Consider the following 23,875-nt stretch of genomic DNA (forward strand, 5'->3'; position numbering starts at 1 on the left):
TTTGCGCAATTATAGGAATGCGGGTTTCTGCTAACCTAGAATTGATTGTCATTCTCAACTTTCTCGCGACTGGCGCGCCGCCGCCAGCCGAAACCGACGTCGCCACGGAGTAGCACGCGCCATGAAGACCCGCATTGAAAAAGACACCTTTGGTCCCATCGAAGTCCCGGAAGATCACCTCTGGGGCGCCCAGACGCAGCGTTCGCTGCATTTTTTCGCGATTTCCACCGAAAAGATGCCGGTTCCGCTGGTCGAGGCGATGGCGCGGCTCAAGCGCGCGGCTGCCAAGGTCAATGCCGACCTGGGCGAGCTGGATCCGAAGATCGCCGACGGCATCGTCCGCGCCGCCGACGAAGTGATCGCCGGCAAGTGGCCCAATGAGTTCCCGCTGTCGGTCTGGCAGACCGGGTCGGGCACGCAAAGCAATATGAACATGAACGAGGTGCTGGCCAACCGCGCCTCGGAGCTGCTGGGCGGCGTGCGCGGCGAAGAGCGCAAGGTTCACCCGAACGACCACGTCAACCGCGGGCAGTCGTCCAACGACACCTTCCCGACCGCCATGCACGTGGCGGCCGCGGTGCAGGTCGAACATCATCTGTTGCCCTCGCTGAAGGCCCTGCGCGCGACGCTGGCGGCCAAGAGCGCCGAGTTCTACGACATCGTCAAGATCGGCCGCACCCACCTGCAGGACGCCACGCCCCTGACCCTGGGCCAGGAGCTGTCGGGCTATGTGGCCCAGCTGGACTTGGCCGAGCAGCAGATCCGCGCCACCTTGCCGGGCCTGCACCAGCTGGCCATCGGCGGCACGGCGGTGGGCACGGGCCTGAATGCGCATCCGCAGTTCAGCGCCAAGGTCTCGGCGGAACTGGCGCATGCCACGGGCACCGCCTTCGTGTCGGCGCCCAACAAGTTCCAGGGTCTGGCCTCGCACGAAGCGCTGCTGTTCGCGCATGGCGCGCTGAAGTCGCTGGCCGCCGGCCTGATGAAGATCGCCAACGACGTGCGCTGGCTGTCCAGCGGCCCGCGCTCCGGTCTGGGCGAGATCAGCATCCCCGAGAACGAGCCGGGCAGCTCTATCATGCCGGGCAAGGTCAACCCGACCCAATGCGAAGCCATCACGATGCTGGCCGCGCAGGTGCTGGGCAACGACGTGGCCATCAATATCGGCGGCGCCAGCGGCAATTTCGAACTCAACGTGTTCAAGCCGCTGGTGATCCACAACTTCCTGCAATCGGTGCGTCTCCTGACCGACGGCATGGCCAGCTTCAACGAGCATTGCGCCGCGGGCATCGAGCCCAATCTCGAGCGCATCGCCGAACTGGTCGACCGTTCGCTGATGCTGGTGACGGCGCTGAATCCGCATATCGGCTACGACAAGGCCGCGCAGATCGCCAAGAAGGCGCACAAGGAAGGCCTGTCGCTGAAGGAATCGGCGCTGGCGCTGGGCTATGTGACCGAAGCGCAGTTCGCCGAATGGGTGGTGCCGGCTTCCATGACCAACGCGCACAAGTCCTCGTAAAGGGCCGCCATGCGCATGAAAAAGACCGCCTCGGCGGTCTTTTTTGCGTTGGAGAGGGAGACGTCTCAACCGCCCGTGAGCATCAGCCACAGCGGTATCGTCAGCACCGACAACAGCGTGCCCAGCGATATCAGCAGCGCCACCATGCGGCCGTCGCCGCCCATGCGCATGGCCAGCACGTAGGCCGCGGACGCGGTGGGCAAGGCCGCGAACAGCAGCAGCATCTGCGATTCCAGCGGCGGCAGCGCCAGCACATGCGCCACCAGCAGGGCCACGGCGGGCAGCGCCGCCAGCTTGACCGCGAGCATCCAGGCGATCAGCGCGCCATGGCCCTTGCCGCCCTCCCAGGAGAGGCTGGCGCCCACGCAGATGATGCCCAGCGCGATGGCCGCCGCGCCCAGCCGCGCGAGAGCCGTGTCCAGCGGGCCCGGCAGGTGCAGGCCGGCAAGGTTGCAGGCCAGGCCGGCCAACGTGGAAATGACCAAGGGATTGCGGGCCAGTTCGCGCAGCAGGTTGCCGCCGCTATGGCGGGCCAGGCCGTAGACCGCGGCCATGTTGGCCATGGGCACGGCGAAGCCGACGATCAGCGCCATAACCGTCTGGCCTTGGGCGCCGCCCAGGCTGGCCGACAGCGCCAGGCCCAGATAGGTGTTGAAGCGGTAGCCGCATTGCGCGGACGAAGCCAGGCTCAGCGAGGATGGCCGCAGCACCCAGCGCGCCAGCCACGTCAGCGCGACGCCGGCCGCGATGATGGCCGCGGAGGCCTGCAGCAGCACAGCGGCGTTGCCGACGGTGATGGGGGTGCGCAGGATGGACTGGAACAGCAGCGCGGGGAGCAGGACGAAGTAGACCAGCCGCTCGGTGCCGGCGAAGAATTCGCGGGAGAAATTCAGTTTGTGACGCAGCGCCCAACCCAGCGCAACCAGCATGAAATCAGGGAAAACCAGAAGGGCTACCGACATGGACAAGTACGTATTTGATGCGCGTCAGACGGGGATCGCTGCGCTATGCGTCTGTAAGTATTTGCTGCTATTCTCCGTCATTCTGGCGGGCGCGTGTGCCACAAGCAACCTATAAAAAGTGCTCTCCCTGCGCACAGAGCATGCGTCCACCACCGTTAATTGCGGACCTGTCCACAGGCAGGCGCATCACACAACGGTCCGTATACACACGGGCTCGCATATTGGAGGAAACACACCTATGAATAAAGTCCGCTCCCTGGCTGTGGCGATCGCCCTGGCCACCGGCGCTGCCGGCACCCTCGGCGCCTCCGCCGCCCTCGCTGCCGACAAGTACCCGAGCAAGCCGATCCGCGTCATTGTTCCGTTCGCGCCCGGCGGTTCCACCGACATCATCGCGCGCCTGGTGACGCAGCGCATGAGCCAGGAACTGGGCCAACCCATGGTTGTGGAAAACAAGGGCGGCGCTGGCGGCGCCATCGGCGCATCCGAAGCCGCGCGCGCCGATGCCGACGGCTACACGCTCTCCATCGCCACCGTGTCGACGATGGCCGTGAACCCGGCTTGCCGTCCCAACGACCTGCCCTACGATCCGATCAAGGATTTCCAGCCGGTCACCAACTTCGCCAACACCGCCAATGTGGTGGCCGTGAACCCGAAGTTCCCCGCCAAGGACTTCAAGGGCTTCCTGGAAGAACTGAAGAAGAATCCGGGCAAGTACTCCTACGGCAGTTCGGGCACCTGCGGCGTGCTGCACCTGATGGGCGAATCGTTCAAGATGGCGACTGGCACGGACATCGTGCACGTGCCGTACAAGGGTTCGGGCCCGGCCGTGGCTGACGCCGTCGGCGGCCAGATCGAAATCCTGTTCGACAACCTGCCCTCGTCGATGCCGCAAATCCAGGCGGGCAAGCTGCGCGCCATGGCCATCGCGTGGCCGACCAACATCGATGCCATCAAGGACGTGCCGACCTTCAAGGACGCCGGTTTCCCGGTGCTGAACCAGCCGGTCTGGTACGGTCTGCTGGCGCCCAAGGGCACCCCGATGGAAGTCGTGAACAAGCTGCGCGACGCTGCCGTCGTGGCCCTGAAGGACCCCAAGGTCATCAAGGCGCTGGACGATCAGGGCTCGGCGCCGTCGGGCAATACGCCGGAAGAATTCGCCAAGGAAATCAAAGAGCAGTATGACTGGGCGAAGGACGTCGTGAAGAAGCAGAACATCAAGCTGGACTGATGTTGCACGGGGCGGGCGTTGCCTGCCCCCGTCTGCAAATGATGACGGGCGCCTTCGGGCGCCCGTCGTGTTTTGTGCACAAGCCGCGCGTCAGGCCGCGGCGTCGAGCCCGGCCTGCAGCGCCTCGCAAGCGGCGCGCAGGCGCTCGATGAGGTCGCGGTGCAGCGCGGAAAGCGGATCCTGGTTGCGCACCATGATGCTGATCGGCACGCGCAACGCGGGGTCCAGCCGGCGCAGGTTCATGCCGGGGCGCAGCATCGCCTGCCCGGTGATCGCGTCCACGATGGCGTCGCCGCAGCCCGCGTCGACCAGCGCGCAGGCCACGTAGTGCGTCTGCACCTGGATGGCGACCTGCGGATCCAGGCCCTGCGCGTCCAGCGCCATCTGCAACAGGGCGCCGGAGGCATCGGCCGCGTCCAGCACGATCAGCGTATCGCCCGCCATGGACGTCAGCTCCGCCAACGGCAGCGGACCCGTGCCGGGCTTGCGACTCAGGTGCACCAGTTCGGTGTGGCCCAGCCCCATGCGGGTCAGGCCCGGATAGTCGTTGGTGTCGAAGGTGATGGCCAGGTCCAGTTCCCGCGTCAGCAGCCCCTGCACCAGCTCGCTGCTGTGATGCGTGTGGATGTCGAAGGTGATGCCAGGCTGCGCCGCGCGGCTGTCGCGCACCACGCCGGGTAGCAGTCCCAGGCCCAGCGCCGGCGCGCAGCCCACGCGCAGGTGGCCGTTGGGATGGTCGCGCAGGCTGGCGGCCAGCCTGCGCACGCTGTTGAGGTCCTGGTTCAGGCGCGCGACCTCGGGCGTGAGGATCTCGGCTTCGCGGGTGGCGACGAGCCGGCCCTTCACGCGCTCGAACAGCTTGAAGCCCAGTTGCGCCTCGGCATGCGCCAGCAGCTTGCTGGCTGCGGGCTGCGAGATATGCAGCGCGGCCGCGGCCTCGGTCAGGGATCCGGTACGGCGGATCGCTTCGAAAATCTCGATGTGGCGCAAACGCATGGCACGGTGGGGACGGTGGGCGGAAACCGCGATTCTAAGCCGGATGCGGCATATGGGCGGGAGCTGCGCCGCGACAGCCGCCGGCGCCTTGACTATCATGAACCCCTGCCGGACAGCCGGCGCACACCGGAGCCCTCCATGCGAGCACCTCGTCATGCCGCCGCCCTCCTGCTTGCCGCCGCGCTCGCGGCCATGCCTGCCGCATGGGCGCGCACGCCGCAAGCCGTCGAAGATCTGAACCCCGAAGCCGCCAGCGGCACGCAGACGCGTCAGCTGGTGCGGGCGCCGCACTTCATGATGGCCTCGGCCAATCCGCTGGCGACGCAGGCCGGCGACGCGATGCTGCGCCGGGGCGGCAGCGCGGTGGATGCGGCTATCGCTAGCCAACTGGTGCTGAACCTGGTGGAGCCGCAATCGTCCGGCATAGGCGGCGGCGCCTTCATGGTGGCGTATTCGGCCCAGAGCGGCCGCATCCAGACCTATGACAGCCGCGAGACCGCGCCCGCGGCGGCCCAGCCGCAGCGTTTCCTGGATCCGGACGGCAAGCCGGTACCCTTTGCCCGCGCAGTGAATAGCGGCCTGGCGGTGGGCGTGCCGGGCCTGCTGCGCGGGCTGGAGTTGGCGCACAAGGAGCAGGGCGTGTTGCCCTGGGCCGACCTGTTCCAGCCGGCGATCCGGCTGGCCGAGCAGGGCTTCCCCGTGTCGCCTCGCCTGCACAAGCTGCTGGCAGGCAACAAGGAGCTGCGCGCGCAAGCCGCGGCCGCAGCCTATTTCTACGCGCCTGACGGCACCCCGTGGCCGGTGGGCCATGTGCTGAAGAACCCCGAATTCGCGCGTACGCTGCGCGCAGTGGCCGAACAGGGCGCGGATGCGTTCTATCAGGGCGACATCGCCGCGGACATCGTCGCCGCCGTGCGCGGCCATGCCGTGCCGGGCGACCTGACCCTGGCTGACCTGGCCGGCTATCGCGCCAAGACGCGCGATCCCGTCTGCGGCGCCTATCGCGGCTATCAGCTGTGCGGCATGGGACCGCCCAGCAGCGGCCCGATCGCCGTGTTGCAGATGCTGGGCGAACTGGAACAGTTTCCGCTCGCCAGCTACAAGCCCGGCAGCCTGGAGGCGGTGCATTACTTCTCCGAGGCCGGCCGGCTGGCGTTCGCCGACCGCGACTTCTATGTGGCCGATCCGGACTTCGTGCGGGTGCCGGTGCGCGCCATGCTGGACCCGGCTTATCTGCGCGCGCGCGGCGCCTTGATCCAGCCGGACCGCAGCATGAAGGTGGCGCTGCCCGGCGATCCGGAAGGCAAGCTGCTGTCGCTGGGCAAGGACGATGCGCTGGCATTGCCCTCGACCAGCCATCTGGTGGCGGTGGACGCGCAGGGCAATGCCTTGAGCATGACAACTACCATCGAGAACGAGTTCGGCAGCAAGATCTTCGTGCGCGGCTTTTTGCTGAACAACGAGATGACGGACTTTTCCTCGTCGTACAAGGATCCCGAGGGCCGTCTCGTCGCCAACCGTATCGAGCCGGGCAAGCGCCCGCGCAGTTCGATGGCGCCGATGATCGTGCTGCGCGATGGCAAGCCCTATCTGCTGGTGGGGTCGCCGGGCGGCAGCGCCATCATCAACTACGTGGCCAAGACCATCGTGGGCGTGCTGGACTGGGGGCTGGACATCCAGGCGGCCATCGATCTGCCCAACATGGGCAGCCGCAACAAGGAAACCGAACTGGAGAAGGGCACCGCCCTGGAGGCGCTGGCGCCTGAGCTCGAGCGCATGGGGCACCCGGTGCGGATACTCGAGTTTCCCAGCGGCATCCACGGCATCGTGATCGACGCCGGCGGCTTGCAGGGCGGCGCCGACCCGCGCCGCGAAGGCGTCGCCCAGGGCGGTTGAGGCCGCGCGGCTTTACTCGCTGGCGTCGGCGGAGCGCAGCGCCGGCGGCAGCTTGCGCAGCGTGGCCGGGGTGCGCGACAGCTTGATCGGCGAGCCCACGCCACGATAGTCGCCTTGCTCCAACACCATGCCGCGATGGCGGGTGTGCGGATGCGCCAGCGCCTGGTCCACGGTCTGCACGGCGGCCGCGGGCACGCCGCAACGTAGCAGGCGGTCGGCCAACGCGGCGGCGTCGTGGTTCGCGAGCAGCGCGGACAGGTCGTCGCGCAGGGCCTGGCGGTTGCGCAGGCGGTCGGCGTTGGTGCCATAGCGCGCATCCTCGGCCAGCCCCGGCGCCTCCAGCGTCTGCGCCAGTTGCGCGAACTGGCGGTTGTTGCCGACCGCCAGGAAGATCGGGCCGCTGGCGGTGGGCAGCGTTTCGTAGGGCGCGATGTTCGGATGCGCGTTGCCGCTGCGCGCGGGCACCTTGCCGCTGTAGAAGTAATTGGGCGCGTGCGGATGCAGCAGCGACAAGGCGCAGTCGTACAGCGTGATGTCCAGGAATTGCCCCAGGCCGCTGCGTGTGCGCTCATTCAAGGCCAGCAGGATGGCCACGGCCGCATTCAGGCCGGTCACCATGTCCACCACCGGCAGGCCGACGCGGGTGGCGTCGCCGTCCGCGTCGCCGTTCACGCTCATCAGGCCGCACATGGCCTGGGCGCAGGCGTCGTAGCCGGGCAGGCCGCCCAGCGGCCCGTCCGCGCCGAAGCCGCTGACCCGGCAATGGATCAGCGCGGGGAAGTCGCGGCTCAGCGTGTCGTATCCCAGACCCCATTTCTCCAGCGTGCCGGGCTTGAAGTTCTCCACCAGCACGTCGGCATCGGCCAGCAGATGGCGCAGCAGTTCCTGCCCCGCGGCCTGCGACAGGTCCAGCGTCATGCCGTCCTTGTTGCGGTTCACGCCGATGAAATAGGACGCCGTGTCGCCCAGGAAGGGCGGCCCCCAGCCCCGCGTCTCGTCGCCGCCGGGCGGCTCGATCTTCAGCACGTCGGCGCCGTGGTCGGCCAGGATCTGCGTGCAATAGGGGCCGCCCAGCACGCGCGACAGGTCTATCACTTTGCAGCCGGCCAGGGCGCCGGCGTTGGGCAGGGTTGCAGCCATGTGGGGTCCGTTCAGTCGATGGAAACGTGGGCGCTCTTGATCAGGTCGCGCCATTTGGGCACTTCGGCCGAGATGAAGGTGGCCAGGCCCTGCGGCGTCTGGTCCTGGGCCTCGACGATGCCCTGGCTGCGCAGCGTCTGCGCGACCTCGGGATCGGACAGCGCGGTCTTGAAGGCGCGGTTCAAAGTGTCCACCACATCAGGGGGCGTGCCCTTGGGCGCCACGATGCCGAAGAACACGCTGACGTCGTAGCCCTTGAGTCCCTGCTCGGAAAGCGTGGCCAGGTCAGGCAACGCATCCGAGCGCTGGGCGCTGGCCAGGCCGATGGCGCGCAGCTTGCCCGCCTTGATGTAGGGCAGCGCGGTGAGGATGTCGGTGAACGACATCGACACCTGCCCGCCCAGCAGGTCATTGAGCGCCGGACCCGTGCCCTTGTAGGGAATGTGCATGATCTGGGTGCCGGCCATGTTGTTGAAAAGGATGCCGGCCAGATGCGACGAGGCGCCGTTGCCCGAAGAGGCGTAGCTCAGCTTGTCCGGGTTCTTCTTGGCGTAGGCAATGAGCTCCTGCGCGTTGTTGGCCGGCACCGACGGGTTCACCACCAGGATGTTGGGCAGGTGGCCGATGCGGATGATGGGCGCGAAGCTGGTCTCGGGGTTGTAGCCCTGCTTCTTGTACAGGCTGACGTTGATCGCCAGCGGGCCGGAGGTGCCGAACAGCAGGGTGTAGCCGTCGGGCTTGGCCGTGGCGACGTATTCGGAACCGATGTTGCCGCCTGCGCCGGCGCGGTTTTCGACGATGACGTTCTGGTTCAGCGGCTGGCGCAGCTTGTCGGCCAGCCGGCGCGCCAGGGCGTCGGTGGGGCCGCCGGGCGGGAAGGGCACGATCAGCGTCACGGGCCGCGCCGAAGGGTAGGCCTCCGCGGCCAGTGCGGGCGCGGTCGGGGCGATGGCGGCGGCGGCCGCGGCCGCCAGCAGCCAGGGGGCGAGGGTTCGGGTCATGGTTGTCTCCAGTGGGTTGCGCGCCGGCTGTGCCGTCGGCGTCGGTTTTTACAGCGCGTATTGCAGGATGGTCCGGCACGCCACGCTTTCGTCGGCCGGGATGGCATAGGGATCGCGCGGGCCGAGGCGGTGCTGTAGCACCTGGTCGGCCAGCAGCGCGCGGCTTTCGAGGCCGGGTTCGGTGGCTTCCCAGCGCAGGGCGGCCATGGATACCGCGTGGTACAGCAGCGAAGCCGCCTGGCGCGCCAGTTCGGGACGGTCGGCCTGCGCGGCGTGCTCGGCCAGCGCATAGGTCTGTTCCAGGGCGCGCGCTTGCAGCTCGGCCAGCTCGGGCGGGCAGGGACGGCCCTCGGCCAGCAGGCTGTCGATGTGGCTGCGCAGCGCCGGCAGCGAGTTTTCCTTGTTGATCGCGCGCAGCACGTCCAGCGCCACGATATTGCTGGTGCCTTCCCAGATGGAGCCCAGATGGGCATCGCGCACCAGCCGCGGTTCGGTCCATTCCTCGATGTAGCCGCAGCCGCCGCGCACTTCCATGGCGTCGCCGGTCACCTTGCGGGCATCGCGGCAGGCGCGGAACTTGATCAGCGGCGTGAGGATGCGCGCCAGCGCCGGATCAGCCACGCCCTGGTCCGCGCCGGCCAGGGCGCGCGCCGTCTGGAACATCACGCTGCGGGCCTGTTCGGCCCAGACCGTCATCTTGACCAGCTGGCGCTGCATCAGCGGCATGTCGATCAGGCGTTTGCCGAAGGCGCGCCGGTGCTGCGAGACGTAGACCGCCTCGGTCACGGCGCGGCGCATCAGGCCGGCGGCGCGCATGCCGTTGGACAGGCGCGAGTTGTTGATCATGTCGGCCATGTGCTTGAAGCCGCGGCCGCGTTCGCCCACCAGCCAGGCTACCGCGCCTTCCAGGCGGATTTCGCCGCTGGCCATCGAGCGCGTGCCCAGCTTGTCCTTCAGGCGCAGGATGCGGTAGTGGTTGTGGCTGCCGTCGGCCAGGTCGCGCGGCAGCAGGAACAGCGACACGCCCTTCAGGCCGGGCTGGGCTTCGCTACGCGCCAGCACCATGGCGTAGCCCGCGTCCGGGTTGGAGCAGAACCACTTGTCGCCGTGGATCAGCCAGGTGCCGTCGTCCTGCGCGGTGGCGGTGACCTCGGTGGCGCTGACATCCGAACCCGCGCCCTGTTCAGTCATGAACATGGCGCCCTGGCGCAGCGTGTCGAAATCCTGCGAGGTCACCTCGGGCAGGACCCGCTCGACCAGCTCCGGGTCGCCGAACTTGCGCAGGGTGCGGGCCAGCGAATCGGTCATGCTGACCGGGCAGCACAGGCCGAACTCCGCTTGCACGAACAGATGGCTGAGGGCGTATTTGGCGGCCGCGGGCATGGGCTCGGGCCAGCCCAGCACGCCGCCGCGGTGCGACAGCGCGGCCAGGCCGAACTCGCTGTAGGCCAGGCGTTCCAGTTCGACATAGGCGGGGTGCTTGTCGATGCGCGACTCGTCGGTGCCGGCGCGGCTGCGCACGGACAGGGTGGGCGGGTGCTTGTCGGCGGTGGCGGCCAGTTCGTCCATGACGCCGCCGGCCAGCGCGCCCAGGCGCTCCAGGTGGGGCAGCAAATGGGCATGCAGCGCGGCCGGCAGATAGCGCCGGCTCAGCGCCTCGGCATAAGGGTCCGCGCTGAACAGATTCTGTCCGCGCGAATCCGGGACGGGAGTGGCGGCGGGGGGCGCGGTCTTGACGGGGGTATCCATGGCGGCATCCTGCTGAAGACGGGAACGATGCCTGTGATGGTGCTGGCATGGATTAATCTATACAAATACTGTTTGTGTGTAGAACAATCCAAAAAAAGTATGGATTGAAGTCGCGGGGGAGACAAATGGACCTGGATCCGCGCTTGTTGCGCTATTTCATTGCCGTGGCCGAAGAGCGCCATTTCAGCCGCGCGGCCACGCGGCTGCACATTTCCCAGCCGCCGCTCAGCTACGCCATTCGGCAGCTGGAGGACAACGTCGGCGCCCGCCTGCTGACGCGCACCAGCCGCCACGTGGAGCTGACCGACGCCGGCCAGGTGCTGTATCGCGAAGCCTTGACGCTGCTGCGCCAGGCGGAAGAGGTGCGCACGCTGGTGCAACGCGTGGACGCGGGCCTGCGCGGCCGGCTGCGCATCGGTTTCGTGGGCTCCATGCTGTACCGCGGCCTGCCGGCGCTGCTCAACGCCATGCGCGCCGAACTGCCGGACGTGGAGCACGTGCTGACCGAGCTGAATTCCCATGACCAGATCGAGGCCGTGCGCCGCGGCGAGCAGGACCTGGGCTTCATCCACGCCAATCCGGTGCCCAACGGCGTGCTGGCGCGCGACCTGATGGCCGAGCCTTTCGTGGTGTGCCTGCCGCAGGCGCATCCGCTGGCTGGCCGCAACTCCTTGCGGCTGGCGGAGCTGGCGACGGACGATTTCGTCTTTTTCGCCCGGGCCGCTTCGCCCAGCTATTACGAGACGGTGCTGTCCATGTGCGTGTCGGCGGGCTTCATGCCCGTGATCCGGCACGAGGTGCGGCATTGGCTGAGCGTGGCGTCGCTGGTGTCGCAGGGGCTGGGCGTGTCCATCGTGCCGGCCTGCCTGTCGCGCAGCGGGCTGGCGGGGACGCGCTTCATCGCTTTCGAGCACGAGGCCCGCTCGCTCAGCCAGATGATCTGGCGCGAGGCCGCGCGCACGCCGCTGCAGGAAAAAGCGGTGGAAATGGCGGCGCGGCATGACTGGGATAGCCTCGAAACGCCATGAAGCGCGCATTGCGGGTAGGCAGAACCCGCCCGAAGGCTTATCGTTAGCGGTATCCCGGCGCCGCCAGTATCCGGCCAGGGATGGAACCGTTTGCACACGAACGAACGCGAATTCCGGGTTTTAGCCATGTCCTACCGACCAGTCCTGCCGCTGACGCGCCGCAGGCGTTTCATCACCAGGCTGCGCCACTGCGGCCCTCCGGCGAAGTACTGAACCCCACAGCAGGGCGTTTCGGTTCCACTTCTCCGGAGTCTTTCGTGGAAATTCCTTTTTCGTTTCGTCCGCGTCTTTTTGACGCGTTGCGCGGTTACGACCGTGTCCGCTTCGCGCAGGACCTGGGCGCGGGCCTTACCGTGGCCGTGGTCGCGCTGCCGCTTGCCATGGCGTTCGCCATCGGGTCGGGCCTCAAGCCCGAGGCCGGCCTCTTCACTTCCATCATCGCGGGCTTCCTGGTCGCCTTGCTCGGCGGCAGCCGGGTGCAGATCGGCGGGCCGGCGGGCGCCTTCATCGTCATCGTCTACGACATCGTGCAGCAGTACGGCGTGGCCAATCTGATCATCGCCACGGCGCTGTCCGGCGTGCTGCTGTTTGTGATGGGGCTGCTCAGGCTGGGCACGCTGGTGCGTTTCATCCCGGTGGCGGTGATCATCGGCTTCACCAATGGCATCGCGGTGCTGATCGCGCTGTCGCAGGTCAAGGATTTCCTGGGCCTTGCGATTCCCAAGATGCCGGGCGACTTCTTCGGCATCCTGGGCGCGCTGGGCAGCCATCTGTCCACGCTCAACCCCTGGGCCGCCGGCGTGGCGCTGCTGTCGCTGGCCGTGATCGTCGGCTGGCAGCGCTGGCTGCCGGCATGGGGCGGCCGGCGGATGGCCGGGCTGGCCCGCGTGCCGGGCTCCATCGTCGCGCTGGTGCTGGCGACCGCGGCGGTGGCCGTATTCGGCCTGCCGGTGGAAACCATAGGCAGCCGCTTCGGCGGCATACCGGCGGCGCTGCCGGACTTCACCTTGCCGGCGTTCAGTTGGGAATCGGCCCGCTTCCTGCTCATGCCCACCATCACGCTGGCGGCGCTGGGCGCCATCGAGTCGCTGCTGTGCGCGCGGGTGGCCGACGGCATGATAGGCGACCGGCACGATCCCAATCAGGAGCTGATGGCCCAGGGCATCGCCAACTTCGTCACGCCTTTCTTCGGCGGCATGCCGGCCACGGGCACCATTGCGCGCACCGTGACCAATGTGAAAAGCGGCGCCACCAGCCCAGTCGCCGGCATGGCGCATGCGCTGGTGCTGCTTGCGGTGATGTTGGCGGCCGCGCCCTTGGCGGCCTCGATACCACTCGCGACGCTGGCGGCCATCCTGATGTTCGTGGCCTGGAACATGGGCGAATGGCGCGAGTTCGCCCGGCTCAAGACCTACCGCTTGCCGTACCGGGTCACGCTGGTGTCGGTGTTCCTGCTGACGGTGGTCTTCGATCTGACGGTGGCGGTGGAGTTCGGCATCTTCGCGGCCTGCCTGACCTTCATCTACCGCATCTCCAGCCTGTCGCGCGCCGAACGCATCACGGCCGCGGAGCAGCCCCTGCTCGCCGGCCAGGACGGCAAGATCGCGGTCTGGCGCCTATACGGCACGGTCTTTTTCGGCGCCACCAAGCTGGTGGAATCGCTGGAAGACCGCCTGCCGGCCCGCGCGCTGGTACTCGATCTGAAGAACGTGATCTACGTCGATTCGACCGGCGCCGAAGCGCTCGAAGGACTCAACAAGGCGTGCGAGACGCGAGGGGTGACGCTGATCGTTTCAGGCTTGATGGGGCAGCCGATGGACATCGTGCGCCGCATCGGCCTGTACCAGCGGCTGCAGGGCCATCTGCAACCCGACGTGGCGAGCGCCACGGCGGCCGCCCTGGCCGTGGCGCAGGCGGAGGAGAGGTCCTAGGCGGCGCGCGCGCCGCCCTTGTCGCGAAGGGTCGCCTGACGGCGGCCCCCTGCCTTTAGCGGAAGACGACGGTCTTGTTGCGGTTGAGCAGGATGCGGTGCTCGACGTGGCTGCGCACGGCGCGCGACAGCACCAGGGACTCGATGTCGCTGCCCACCTGGGTCAGGTCCTGCGCGGTCATCGTGTGGTCCACGCGCTCGATGTCCTGGTCGATGATGGGGCCTTCGTCCAGGTCCGAGGTGACGTAGTGGGCGGTGGCGCCGATGATCTTGACCCCGCGCGCATGCGCCTGGTGGTAGGGGCGCGCGCCCTTGAAGCTGGGCAGGAAGCTGTGGTGGATGTTGATGGCGCGGCCATTCAGCGCGCGGCACATGTCTTCCGACAGGATCTGCATGTAGCGGGCCAACACCACCAGGTCGATGCCTTCCTTCTCGACCAGGGCCAGCACCTGCTGTTCCTGCTGCGCCTTGGTGTCGGCGGTAACCGGCAGGTGGTGGAACGGGATGCCGTAGGACGCCGCCAGGCTGGCATAGTCGTTGTGGTTCGACACGATGGCGGCTACTTCGGCGTGCAGATGGCCGCTGTGCACGCGGAACAGCAGGTCGTTCAAGCAGTGGCCTTGCTTGCTGACCATGATCAGCAGGCGTTCCTTGCGGCGGGCGTCATGCAGCTTCAGCTCCATGCCGTACTCGGCGGACATGCCATCCAGCCGTGCGCGCAGGTCGTCCGCGGACACGGCGGCGGGCACGTCGAAGTGCACGCGCAGGAAGAAGCGGCCGGTCTCCTCATCGCCGAACTGCTGCGAATCCAGGATGTTGCAGCCCAATTCGAACAACAGGCCGCTGACGCGGTACACGATGCCCGTGCGGTCGGGGCAGGACAGGGTCAGGATGTAGTCGTTGTGCTGCATGGTTCAGGGAAGAGGAGAGAAGGAGAAAAGGGTGATGGCAGTGTAGAGCCCTCCCGCCGGGCCGCCCCAAGGGAGGGCAGCCCCCTCGGGGGGCAGCAAGCACGCGCAGCGTGTGCGGCGTGGGGGCTATCCGGCCTATCCATTCAGGCGGGCCAGCGTCTCTTCGGCCAGGGCCAGGCTGGAGGTCAGCCCGGGGGATTCTATGCCGAACAGGTTCACCAGGCCGGGCACGCCATGCGCGGCCGGACCGGCGATGACGAAGTCGGCCGCCGGTTCGTGAGGGCCGGAGATCTTGGGCCGGATGCCGGTGTAGCCCGGCGCCAGGGCGTCGTCCGGCAGGGCCGGCCAATAGCTGCGCACGGCCTCGTAGAAGACCTCGGCGCGAGCCGGGTCCAGCGTGTAGTCTTCGGTGCCGACCCATTCGGTGTCGGGGCCGAACTTGGCCTGGCCGCCTAGATCCAGCGTCAGGTGCACGCCCAGGCCCGCATGCTGCGGCACCGGGTAGATCAGGCGCGAGAACGGCGCGCGGCCGGACAGCGTGAAATAGCTGCCCTTGCACAGGTAATCGGTGGGGATGCTGGATGCCGGCAGGCCGTCGATGCGGCGCGCCAGCGCCGGCGCGTGCAGGCCGGCCGAATTGATCAGCACGTTACAGCTCAGGGTCATGCCTTCATCGCCGCCGAACTGCAGCTCGAAGCCGCCCTCGGGGCGAACCCGGCCGGACACCAGCGGCGTGTGGAAGACGCACTGGGCGCCCGCGTTCTCGGCGTCGCCCTGGAACGCCAGCATCAGCGCATGGCTGTCGACGATGCCGGTGGACGGCGAGGACAGCGCCGCGGTGCAGCGCAGCGCCGGCTCCAGGCGCATGGCGTCCTCGCCGGAGATGAACTGCAGGTCGTCCACGCCGTTGGCGCGGGCGCGCTGGGCGATGCCCTCCAGCTGCGCGGCCTGTTCCGTGGTGGTGGCGACGATGAGCTTGCCCAGCCGCTTATAGGGCACGCCGCGCTCGGCGCAATAGGAATACAGCAGGTGCTTGCCGCGCACGCAGAGGCGAGCCTTGAGGCTGCCCGCAGGGTAATAGATGCCAGCGTGTATGACTTCCGAATTGCGCGAACTGGTGCCGGTGCCGATAGCCTCGGTGGCTTCCGCCACCAGCACCTCGCGTCCGGACTGGGCCAGCGCGCGCGCGACCGCCAGGCCGACCACGCCCGCTCCGATGACGACGCAATCCACATCCACGCTCATGGTGTTTTCCTTTCCGAACGCGCGCCGGCCGGGGTCAGGTCGAAACCGCCGGCATGGAACACCAGCGGCGGCTCGCCGCTATGGCCGCAGCGTTCCACTTCGCCCACCATGATGACGTGGTCGCCCTCGACATAGCGGCTGCGGTTGTGGCATTCGAACCAGGCGGCGCAATGGCCGTCCAGCATGGGCGTGCCGCCCGGCGCGTGATGCACCGTCAGCCCGGCGTAGCGGTCCGGCGTCTTGCCGGTGGCGAAGCGGCGCGCCAGCGCGATCTGCTCCGAACCCAGCACGTTGACGACATAGCGCTCGCACTGCTCGAAGGCGGCCAGCGACGACGAGCTGCGCGACAGGCTCCACAGCACCAGCGGCGGATTCAGCGACACGGAGTTGAAGGAGCTGACCGTCAGCCCGATGGGCGCGCCATCGAGGTCGGCGGCCGTGACGACGGTCACGCCCGTGGCGTAACGGCCCAGCGCGGTGCGGAAAAAGGCAGCGTCAAAATCAGGGGAGGAGGCGGTCATGCAATCGTTGGTTGGGGGCGGGCGCGCGCGGCGCCCGGCATCAAGGCGACAGACGTTCGATCTTCCAGCCCTGGCCGTCCGCGACATAGCGCAGGCGGTCATGCAGGCGTGAAGGCCTGCCTTGCCAGAATTCGAAGGCGGTGGGCTTCAGGCGGTAGCCGCCCCAGTGCGGCGGGCGCGGCGGCTGTTCGCCGAAGCGCTCGCGGAACTCCTGTTCGCGGGCTTCCAGCTCTTCACGGGTGATGGGCTGGCTCTGGCGCGAGGCCCAGGCGCCGATGCGCGAACCGGCGGGCCGGCTGTGGTAGTAGGCGTCCGACTCGTCGTCGGCCACTTTTTCGACCACGCCCTCGATCCGGACCTGGCGTTCCAGCGGCTGCCAGAAGAACAGCAGGCCGGCGCGGGGCTCGGCCTGCAGGTCCAGGCCCTTGCGGGATTCGTAATTGGTGAAGAACGTGAACCCGCGCTCGTCAAAGCCCTTGATCAGGACGATGCGCGCACTGGGCTGGCCGCTGGCGTCCACCGTGGCCAAGGTCATGGCGTTGGGCTCGGGCACCTTGGCGGCTAGGGCCTCGTCGAACCAGCGGGTGAATTGCTCGAACGGGGAGGCCGCGGCCTGGCCTTCGAGCAGCACGTTCTTGTCGTAGCTTTGACGCAGATCAGAGACGGACATGGGGCTAGTAGTTCAGCGTTGATAACAAGGAGTTTATACCGCCTGGGAGGCGGTACCCTTATTGACCCCGCTCAGGGCGCAGGCAAGATTTTTCGGGCGCGCGCCTCAGGCGCCTTCCGGCAGGACATGCCCGTCCAGCTCCAGCCGGCGCGCGATGGCGTCCAGGCGGGCGTCATGGATGCCCGCGGCGCGTAGCGCCTGGGCGGTCTGCACCACGTATTCGGTGCAGGGGCCGTAGCGTCCTGCGGCCCGGCGCACGATGGCCAGCAGCTCGGGCTCGGGCAGGGCGCGGATGTAGGCCGGGTTGTCCCGGTTCATGATGAAGACCAGCGCCCGGACGGTGCCGGTCTCGGTGCTGCAATTGATCCAGCGCGGCAGGTAGGCGCCGGTGGACATTTCCCGCTCCCAGAGCGCGGGGAAATAAGTCGGCACCTGCTGGCCCGCCAGGCGGTAGACCACCCCCCGGCAGGAGCCGCCCCGGTCCAGGCCGAACACCAGGCCCGGGCATTCCGGCGTGCCGCGGTTGACTCGCGACCACAGGCACAGCGCCCGATGGTGGCCGCGCAGGGTCGCCAGCCGGCGCTCCACGAAGTCGAAATCGGGGCGCCAGATCAGGGAGCCGTAGCCGTATACCCACACGTCTTCGCCGGATTGCCAGTGGCGCAGGGCCTCGTCCAGCGATTCCTGCCGCTCTTGCGGAGTCCAGAGGCGAAAGGGCAGGCTGGCGCCGGCGTTGCCGGCGGCGGGAGGAGAGGACTGCATGTTCACGGCTACGGTTTACGGTCGGATTCGATCGGGGGATTGCGGTTGGCCCAGCCTCCGGCCATCAGGGCCACGGAATAGGCCCAGAAGAGAGGGGCAACGCCAATTACCGCACCGAGCGCGCCGAAGGTCAACGGCAGGGAGACTTGCGAACCGTTGATCAAGGCCATCCGCAGGCCCACGGCCTCGGCGGCCCGGCCCGGCGGGGAGTGCTGGTGCAGCAGGGAGAGCATGCTCGGCTGGCAGCAGCCCAGGGCCAGGCCGAGGATGAAAGACAGCACGATCAGGACGTTAACGTCGGTGAACAGCGGATAAAGCATGAAATCGATGGCGGCCGTCGCCATCGCTACCCGCACCAGCGTCCAGGACCGCACGCGGCGCTGAATGAAGGGCAATATCAGGCGGATAACGAAAGTAGCCGCCGCGAAGGACGCAAGAATGATGCCGATCGTGGTCGCCGACAGGCCGATGGCGACGCCGAAAATGGGCACGACGAACAAATGGGTGTCCCATGCGCCGGACAAAATCGTGTTGACCATCAAGATGCGGCGCAATGCCGGCACTTCCAGCAATTCAGTAACGCGCCGCTTTTCAGCCTCTTTTTTGCCTGACAGCTGCGAATCGACTGCCTTCAATTGGTGACGCAAGGCATAAAGTCCGCCCGCCGAAAGCAGTGGACCCATGGTCAGCAGGCCGAACGCCATGCGCGTGCCCAGATGGTCGATCGCCAGGCCGGCGATCAATGGTCCCGAAAATCCGGATCCCGCCAGCGCCAGCGACATGAAGGAGAAATTGCGCAGCCGTTGCGCCGGTTCGGCATGGCCCAGCAGGTCTTGCGTGGCGACCTGATGCAGCATGAAGCCGATGCCGATGCAACAGGACGCAATAAGCAGGGCGAACTGGGTCTGGGAGATGAAGGGCAGCGCGGTACCCGCAGCGACCAGGGAAGTGCCGATGACCAGAGGCCGCACGATACCGACCCGGTCGACCCAGCGGCCGGCGCGGACCGAAAACAGCATGGGCAGCACGGCGAACACCGCGACCAGCGTGCCGACCTTGAAGGTCGACAGCCCCATTTGCAGCGCGGTGAGCGAGACAGTGATCCGTCCCCCTGTCAGCGCCACATGATTCATCATGGCCAGGAGGCACAAAAGCACCGCCCCGGAAAACTCCGGGGAACCAGGTGGCGAAGAGGGGGATCTATGAGAAGTGGACACGGATACGGCTTAACTGCGTTCATTCTGGCCATATCGTCGCCCTATGTCGAGGCAAGGCTGTTCCGCAGCGCCGCAAACAGATATTGGCGCCAATCGCACGATAGCGGCCATCTAGGGGCGAAGTCGCATGCTTATTGCGCAAGATGGCGGCACGTTCGCCGCATCTGCGGACTAGGGGTTTGATGGGCGCCGGACAAAGCGTTGTATCGTTCATGCAACGGAACAATCGGGCGGGCCTTGACGTTCCGCCCCGCTTTACTGTTTTTCACCGTTTCGCCACAGATCGTCGATGGTTCTGGCGGGCGAGACGTTTAGGATGAGCAGGCATCGTGGGCAAGATCGCTTGCCTGGTCCGCAATTCGCAATACCGGCGCCGGTCCCGAGAGACGGCGCCACATCCGGCAGGTTCAATGAAAAAGTCCCGCAGCAAGTTCAAGCGCTACTCCCTGATCGCTGTTTTGCTCCTGTTAGCCGTGTTCGGCGTGCGCGCCGCGTTTTTTTCCGCGCCGCCGCCGCCCACTTTCGCCGTGGCCGAAGTCACCCGCGCCAATCTTGAGGATAGTGTCCTGGCCAGCGGCACCATCGACGCCATTGAGCGCGTCAGTGTGGGCGCGCAGGCCACCGGCCAGTTGAAATCCCTGAAAGTGGCGTTGGGCGACCGCGTCAAGAAGGGCCAACTGGTCGCCGAGATCGACGACATGACCCAGCAGAACGAACTGCGCAACGCCGAGGCCGCCCTGCAGACCCGGCGCGCCGAGCGGGCCGCCAAGGTCGCCATGCTGAAGCAGGCCGAGCTTGCCTTCCGCCGCCAGCGGCAGATGCTGGCGGCCGACGCCAGCTCGCGCGAGTCCTATGAGAGCGCCGAGGCCACGCTGGGGGTGACCCGCGCCGAAATCGCGTCGTTGGACGCGCAGATCGCGCAAGCCGAGATCCAGGTCGACACCGCCCGCGTCAATCTGGGCTACACCCGCATCGTCTCGCCCATCGACGGCATGGTGGTGGCGGTGGTCACCAAGGAAGGCCAGACCGTCAACTCGATCCAGAGCGCACCCACCATCATCAAGGTGGCCCAGGTCGACACCATGACCATCAAGGCGCAGATCTCGGAGGCCGATGTGACCCGCGTGAAGCCGGGCCTGCCGGTGTACTTCACCATCCTGGGCGAGCCCGACGAGCGCTACCGCGCGCAGCTGCGCGCGGTGGAACCGGCGCCGGACTCGGTGCAGAAAGACGACGCGACGGCTTCCCTGACCGGTTCGGCCAGCGGCAGCTCCACCACCGCCGCGGTCTACTACAACGGCCTGTTCGACGTGCCCAACCCGGACGAGAAGCTGCGCATCTCCATGACCGCCCAGGTCTTCATCGTGCTGGGCGAAGCCAAGGACACCGTCGTGGTGCCGTCCTCGGCGCTGGGCAAGCGCGGCGAGGACGGCCGCTACGCCGTGCGCGTGGTCCTGAAGGACAACAAGACCGAAACGCGCCAGGTCCGGATCGGCATGAACAACAACGTCCAGGCGCAGGTGCTGGAAGGGCTGGAGGTGGGCGAGCGCGTTGTGGCGGCGGACGCCGCGCCGGCCGTGGCGCCGGGAGCCTGACATGAGCGGGCCTCTGATCTCGCTGACGGGCGTACGCCGCGAGTTTCCCGCGGGCGAGCAGACCATCGCGGTCCTGAAGGACATCAACCTGACCATCGAGGCCGGCGAGATGGTGGCGATCGTGGGCGCGTCCGGTTCGGGCAAGTCCACGCTCATGAACATCCTGGGCTGCCTGGACCGCCCGACCCGCGGCGAGTACCGGGTCGACGGGCGCAGCACGGGCGAGCTGGATCCGGACGAACTGGCTGAATTGCGCCGCGAACATTTCGGCTTCATCTTCCAGCGCTATCACCTGCTGTCGGACCTGACGGCGCAGGGCAACGTCGAGGTGCCGGCCGTCTACGCCGGCAAGCGGCGCGAGGCGCGCCTGGCGCGTGCCGACGAACTGCTCAAGCGGCTGGGCTTGGGCGACAGGTCCAGGCACCGTCCCGGCCAGCTGTCCGGCGGCCAGCAGCAGCGCGTGAGCATCGCGCGGGCGCTGATGAACGGCGGCGACATCATCCTGGCCGACGAGCCGACCGGGGCGCTGGATACGCACACCGGCCAGGAAGTGCTGCGCATCCTGGAGGAGTTGAACGCCGCCGGCCACACCATCATCATCGTCACGCACGATATGAACGTGGCCCGCCATGCCCAGCGCATCATCGAGATCAGCGACGGCGAGATCGTCGCCGACAAGCGCAACCCCGATGCGCCGCGGACCGAACGCATCAAGGAAGACGCGCCGGCGCTGGCCGCGCGGCCTGTCTGGCAGGCCTATCTGGACCGTTGCCGCGAGGCGCTGCGCATGGCGCTCCTGGCCATGAACGCGCACCGGCTGCGCACCTCGCTGACGATGCTGGGCATCATCATCGGCATCGCGGCCGTGGTGTCGGTGGTGGCCCTGGGCGAGGGCTCGCGCCGCAAGATCCTGGACGACATCAGCGAAATCGGCACCAACACGGTGGAGATCTTTCCCGGCAAGGACTTCGGCGACGAGAAGGCCGTCAACATCCGTACGCTGGTGCCAGCCGACGCCGATGCCCTGGCGCGAGAATCCTATGTGGACAGCGTGACGCCGGAAGTTTCCACCAGCAACACGCTGCGCTACCGCAACGTGTCGGTGAACGGCGTGATACAGGGCGTGGGCGAGCAGTATTTCCGCGTGCGCGCCATCAAGCTGGCCCAGGGCAAGTTCTTCGACGAAACCAGCGTGTTGCGGCGCGCGCAGGAAGTGGTGATCGACGACGCCACCCGACGCAAGCTGTTCGGCTCGCATACCGAGCCCATCGGGCAGGTGGTGTTCCTGGGATCGATGCCGGCGCGCGTGATCGGGGTGACGCAGAAGAAGGACACCGTCTTCGGCAGCAACGACACGCTGAACGTGTGGGTCCCCTATACCACCGCGCTGTCGCGCGTGCTGGGCCAGCAGCATCTGAAGAGCATCACGGTGCGCGTCAATGACGCTTCGCCGCCCGCCGCGGCGGAGCAGGCCATCGTGCGCGTGCTGACGCGGCGCCACGTGACCAAGGATTTCTTCGTGTTCAACACGGATGCGATCCGCAAGACGATTGAACGCACCACCGCCACCATGACCTTGCTGGTGTCCATGATCGCGCTGATTTCGCTGATGGTGGGCGGCATCGGCGTGATGAACATCATGCTGGTATCGGTGACCGAGCGCACCCGCGAGATCGGCGTGCGCATGGCGGTGGGCGCGCGGCGCAGCGACATCATGCAGCAGTTCCTGATCGAAGCGGTGCTGGTGTGCCTGATTGGCGGCGCCATCGGCATCGTCCTGTCCTTGGGGCTGGGCGTGCTGGTGTCCAAGGCCACGCGCGGTTCGTTCCAGATGGTTTATTCCACGGCATCGATGGTGGCGGCATTCAGCTGCTCGACCTTGATCGGTGTGCTTTTTGGCTATTTGCCGGCGCGCAATGCGGCGCGCCTGGATCCCGTCGAGGCCTTGGCCCGGGAATGAGGAAGATGAAAGCGGTTTCCCCGATCTGCAAACCCGCCGTCTTGGCCTTGCTGCTGGCCCTGGGCGGCTGCGGCAGCCTGCTGCACACCGACTTCGAGCCGCCGTTGACCTCCACGCCCGCGGCCTGGTCTCATGCGCCGGCTGGCAGCGCCCAGCCTGAGCCGCTGGCCGATGGCGGCGAGTGGTGGCGCAACTTCAGCGATCCTACGCTCAACGGTCTGGTCGATGCCGCACTGGCGCGCAACAACGATCTGGCCGCCGCCGCGATCCGGGTGCGCCGGGCCCAATACCAGGCAGGGATTACCGAGGACAAGCTGTTGCCGCAACTGGGCGGCAGCGCCGATGTGACGCGCAACCGCAACCTGTACGGCGATCGAGCTATCTCCCGGACCAATGCGGCGCAGCTCACCGTCAGCTACGAAGTAGACCTGTGGGGCAAGCTGTCCAGCCAGCGCGACGCGGCGCAATGGGACGCGCTGGCGACCGAGCAGGACCGCCAGAGCGCCGCGTTGTCGCTGGTGGGCACCACCGCCACGCTGTACTGGCAGACCGCCTTCATCAACCAGCGTATCGCCAGCAGCGCCGAGAGCATCGCCTACGCGCGCAAGACGCAGGACCTGGTGCGGGCGCAATACGCGGCGGGCGGCGCGTCGGCGCTGGAAATGGCCGAGGCCGAACAGACCGTAGCCAGCCAGGAAGCCGCGCACGCGCTGCTGGTGCAGCAGCGGGTGGAATACGCGAATGCGCTGGCCATTCTGTTCGACGGCCCGCCGGACCGCATGATGGCCGATCCCGCACGGCTGCCGCAGTATCCGCTGCCGCAAGCCCGCGCCGGCGTGCCAGCGGAACTGCTGGGCCGCCGCCCCGATCTGCGCGCCGCCGAGCTGCGGCTGCGCCAGTCCCTGTCCACGGTCGACGCGACCCGCGCCAGCTTCTACCCGCCGTTGACGCTGACCGGCGCGTTGGGAAGTTCGAGCCCGACGCTGTCCGATGTACTCAAGAACCCGGTCGGTTCGCTGGGCGCGGCGCTGACGCTGCCGTTCCTGCAATGGAACCAGATGCAGCTCAACATCAAGATCTCCAAGGCCGACTACGAGGAGCGCGTGGTGAACTTCCGGCAGGCGCTGTACCAGGCGATGGCGGATGTCGAGAACGCCTTGTCGAACCGCACCCAGCTGCGCTTGCAGGGCGAGCAGCTGGACGCGTCGTTGAAGGCGGCGCGCGAGGCTGAGCGGCTGTACGAAGTGCGCTATCGGGCGGGGGCGGTGCCGTTGAAGGACTGGCTGGATGCGCAGGAGAAGCGGCGGGTGGCTGAGGTTTCCCGGGATGAGAATATGTTGAATCGGTTGGTGAATCAGGTGACGGTTTATCAGGCGCTTGGTGGGGATGATGATGGTCGAGGCGGTTCGGGAGTTGCTGCTGGCGTTGCGGCGGGTTCTTGAGCCGTCTGGCGCGTCGGGGGCCTGGGGCGCGCGGGGCAACGATTGCGGTCCGGAGCCTTCGCTCCGGACTGCCCCATCGTCATCCTCGTCCTCGCCTTCG

General features: G+C 67.4%; 19 protein-coding genes. 8 read left to right on the forward strand and 11 right to left on the reverse strand.

The features are described 5' to 3' along the window. Positions 1-121: 121 nt before the first annotated feature. The gene (gene fumC / locus AXYL_RS04550; protein ID WP_013391649.1) at positions 122-1,519 is read left to right on the forward strand and encodes a class II fumarate hydratase; all 1,398 of its coding nucleotides are present in this window, start codon (positions 122-124) and stop codon (positions 1,517-1,519) included. A gap of 65 nt (positions 1,520-1,584) precedes the next feature. Here fumC and AXYL_RS04555 read toward each other — a convergent pair whose 3' ends face one another. After that, entirely contained in the window at positions 1,585-2,481 is an 897-nt protein-coding gene (locus AXYL_RS04555; RefSeq protein WP_041652285.1) for an AEC family transporter, read from the reverse strand. 238 nt (positions 2,482-2,719) lie between these two features. Here AXYL_RS04555 and AXYL_RS04560 point away from each other — a divergent pair, with 238 nt between their 5' ends. Continuing rightward, complete coding sequence (locus tag AXYL_RS04560) at positions 2,720-3,712, forward strand: tripartite tricarboxylate transporter substrate binding protein BugE (protein WP_013391651.1); 993 nt, start codon at positions 2,720-2,722, stop codon at positions 3,710-3,712. A gap of 90 nt (positions 3,713-3,802) precedes the next feature. On the opposite strand, the gene AXYL_RS04565 is transcribed toward AXYL_RS04560, so the two are convergent. Continuing rightward, positions 3,803-4,708 (reverse strand): LysR family transcriptional regulator, encoded by a 906-nt coding sequence (locus tag AXYL_RS04565; RefSeq protein ID WP_013391652.1) that lies wholly within the window; start codon positions 4,706-4,708, stop codon positions 3,803-3,805. Positions 4,709-4,846: 138 nt separating this feature from the next. On the opposite strand from AXYL_RS04565, the gene ggt reads away from it, so the two are divergent. Next, positions 4,847-6,604, forward strand: coding sequence for a gamma-glutamyltransferase (gene ggt, locus AXYL_RS04570; protein WP_013391653.1), 1,758 nt, complete (start codon positions 4,847-4,849; stop codon positions 6,602-6,604). Between the two features lie 12 nt (positions 6,605-6,616). Here ggt and AXYL_RS04575 read toward each other — a convergent pair whose 3' ends face one another. The 3 genes from AXYL_RS04575 to AXYL_RS04585 are packed head-to-tail and all read right to left on the reverse strand — an operon-like array spanning position 6,617 to position 10,494. Further along, positions 6,617-7,744, reverse strand: a complete 1,128-nt coding sequence (locus AXYL_RS04575) for a CaiB/BaiF CoA transferase family protein (protein ID WP_013391654.1) — start codon at positions 7,742-7,744, stop codon at positions 6,617-6,619. Positions 7,745-7,755: 11 nt separating this feature from the next. Then, a complete protein-coding gene (locus AXYL_RS04580; protein WP_013391655.1) occupies positions 7,756-8,745 on the reverse strand; it encodes a Bug family tripartite tricarboxylate transporter substrate binding protein in 990 nt (329 codons plus the stop codon). A gap of 48 nt (positions 8,746-8,793) precedes the next feature. Then, positions 8,794-10,494, reverse strand: a complete 1,701-nt coding sequence (locus AXYL_RS04585) for an acyl-CoA dehydrogenase family protein (protein ID WP_013391656.1) — start codon at positions 10,492-10,494, stop codon at positions 8,794-8,796. Positions 10,495-10,619: 125 nt separating this feature from the next. Between AXYL_RS04585 and AXYL_RS04590 the strand changes: the two genes are divergently transcribed. Together AXYL_RS04590 and AXYL_RS04595 are read left to right on the forward strand one after the other, a co-directional pair. Further along, positions 10,620-11,522, forward strand: a complete 903-nt coding sequence (locus AXYL_RS04590) for a LysR family transcriptional regulator (protein WP_013391657.1) — start codon at positions 10,620-10,622, stop codon at positions 11,520-11,522. Between the two features lie 257 nt (positions 11,523-11,779). Next, a complete protein-coding gene (locus tag AXYL_RS04595) occupies positions 11,780-13,453 on the forward strand; it encodes a SulP family inorganic anion transporter (RefSeq protein WP_013391658.1) in 1,674 nt (557 codons plus the stop codon). Between the two features lie 55 nt (positions 13,454-13,508). Here the strand turns inward: AXYL_RS04595 and purU are convergent, their stop codons facing one another. The 6 genes from purU to AXYL_RS04625 all read right to left on the reverse strand — a co-directional run bounded on the left by purU (position 13,509) and on the right by AXYL_RS04625 (position 18,778). Continuing rightward, complete coding sequence (gene purU, locus AXYL_RS04600; RefSeq protein WP_013391659.1) at positions 13,509-14,363, reverse strand: formyltetrahydrofolate deformylase; 855 nt, start codon at positions 14,361-14,363, stop codon at positions 13,509-13,511. A gap of 135 nt (positions 14,364-14,498) precedes the next feature. After that, positions 14,499-15,608 carry an NAD(P)/FAD-dependent oxidoreductase gene (locus AXYL_RS04605; protein ID WP_013391660.1) on the reverse strand — a complete coding sequence of 370 codons (1,110 nt, stop codon included), beginning with the start codon at positions 15,606-15,608 and terminating at the stop codon, positions 14,499-14,501. Further along, complete coding sequence (locus AXYL_RS04610; RefSeq protein WP_013391661.1) at positions 15,605-16,129, reverse strand: flavin reductase family protein; 525 nt, start codon at positions 16,127-16,129, stop codon at positions 15,605-15,607. Before AXYL_RS04610 ends, AXYL_RS04605 begins: the two co-directional genes overlap by 4 nt. A gap of 40 nt (positions 16,130-16,169) precedes the next feature. Then, complete coding sequence (gene pdxH, locus AXYL_RS04615) at positions 16,170-16,799, reverse strand: pyridoxamine 5'-phosphate oxidase (protein ID WP_013391662.1); 630 nt, start codon at positions 16,797-16,799, stop codon at positions 16,170-16,172. Positions 16,800-16,904: 105 nt separating this feature from the next. Continuing rightward, positions 16,905-17,567 (reverse strand): gamma-glutamylcyclotransferase, encoded by a 663-nt coding sequence (locus AXYL_RS04620; RefSeq protein WP_041652293.1) that lies wholly within the window; start codon positions 17,565-17,567, stop codon positions 16,905-16,907. 2 nt (positions 17,568-17,569) lie between these two features. Continuing rightward, positions 17,570-18,778 (reverse strand): MFS transporter, encoded by a 1,209-nt coding sequence (locus AXYL_RS04625; RefSeq protein WP_085947784.1) that lies wholly within the window; start codon positions 18,776-18,778, stop codon positions 17,570-17,572. A gap of 410 nt (positions 18,779-19,188) precedes the next feature. Here AXYL_RS04625 and AXYL_RS04630 point away from each other — a divergent pair, with 410 nt between their 5' ends. The 3 genes from AXYL_RS04630 to AXYL_RS04640 are packed head-to-tail and all read left to right on the forward strand — an operon-like array spanning position 19,189 to position 23,775. After that, positions 19,189-20,373, forward strand: coding sequence for an efflux RND transporter periplasmic adaptor subunit (locus tag AXYL_RS04630; protein WP_013391665.1), 1,185 nt, complete (start codon positions 19,189-19,191; stop codon positions 20,371-20,373). A gap of 1 nt (position 20,374) precedes the next feature. Then, positions 20,375-22,333 (forward strand): MacB family efflux pump subunit, encoded by a 1,959-nt coding sequence (locus tag AXYL_RS04635; protein WP_013391666.1) that lies wholly within the window; start codon positions 20,375-20,377, stop codon positions 22,331-22,333. A 5-nt stretch (positions 22,334-22,338) separates the two neighbouring features. After that, a complete protein-coding gene (locus AXYL_RS04640) occupies positions 22,339-23,775 on the forward strand; it encodes an efflux transporter outer membrane subunit (protein ID WP_013391667.1) in 1,437 nt (478 codons plus the stop codon). Positions 23,776-23,875: the final 100 nt, after the last annotated feature.

It is taken from the genome of Achromobacter xylosoxidans A8, assembly GCF_000165835.1.
GTDB lineage: Bacteria > Pseudomonadota > Gammaproteobacteria > Burkholderiales > Burkholderiaceae_B > Achromobacter > Achromobacter xylosoxidans_B.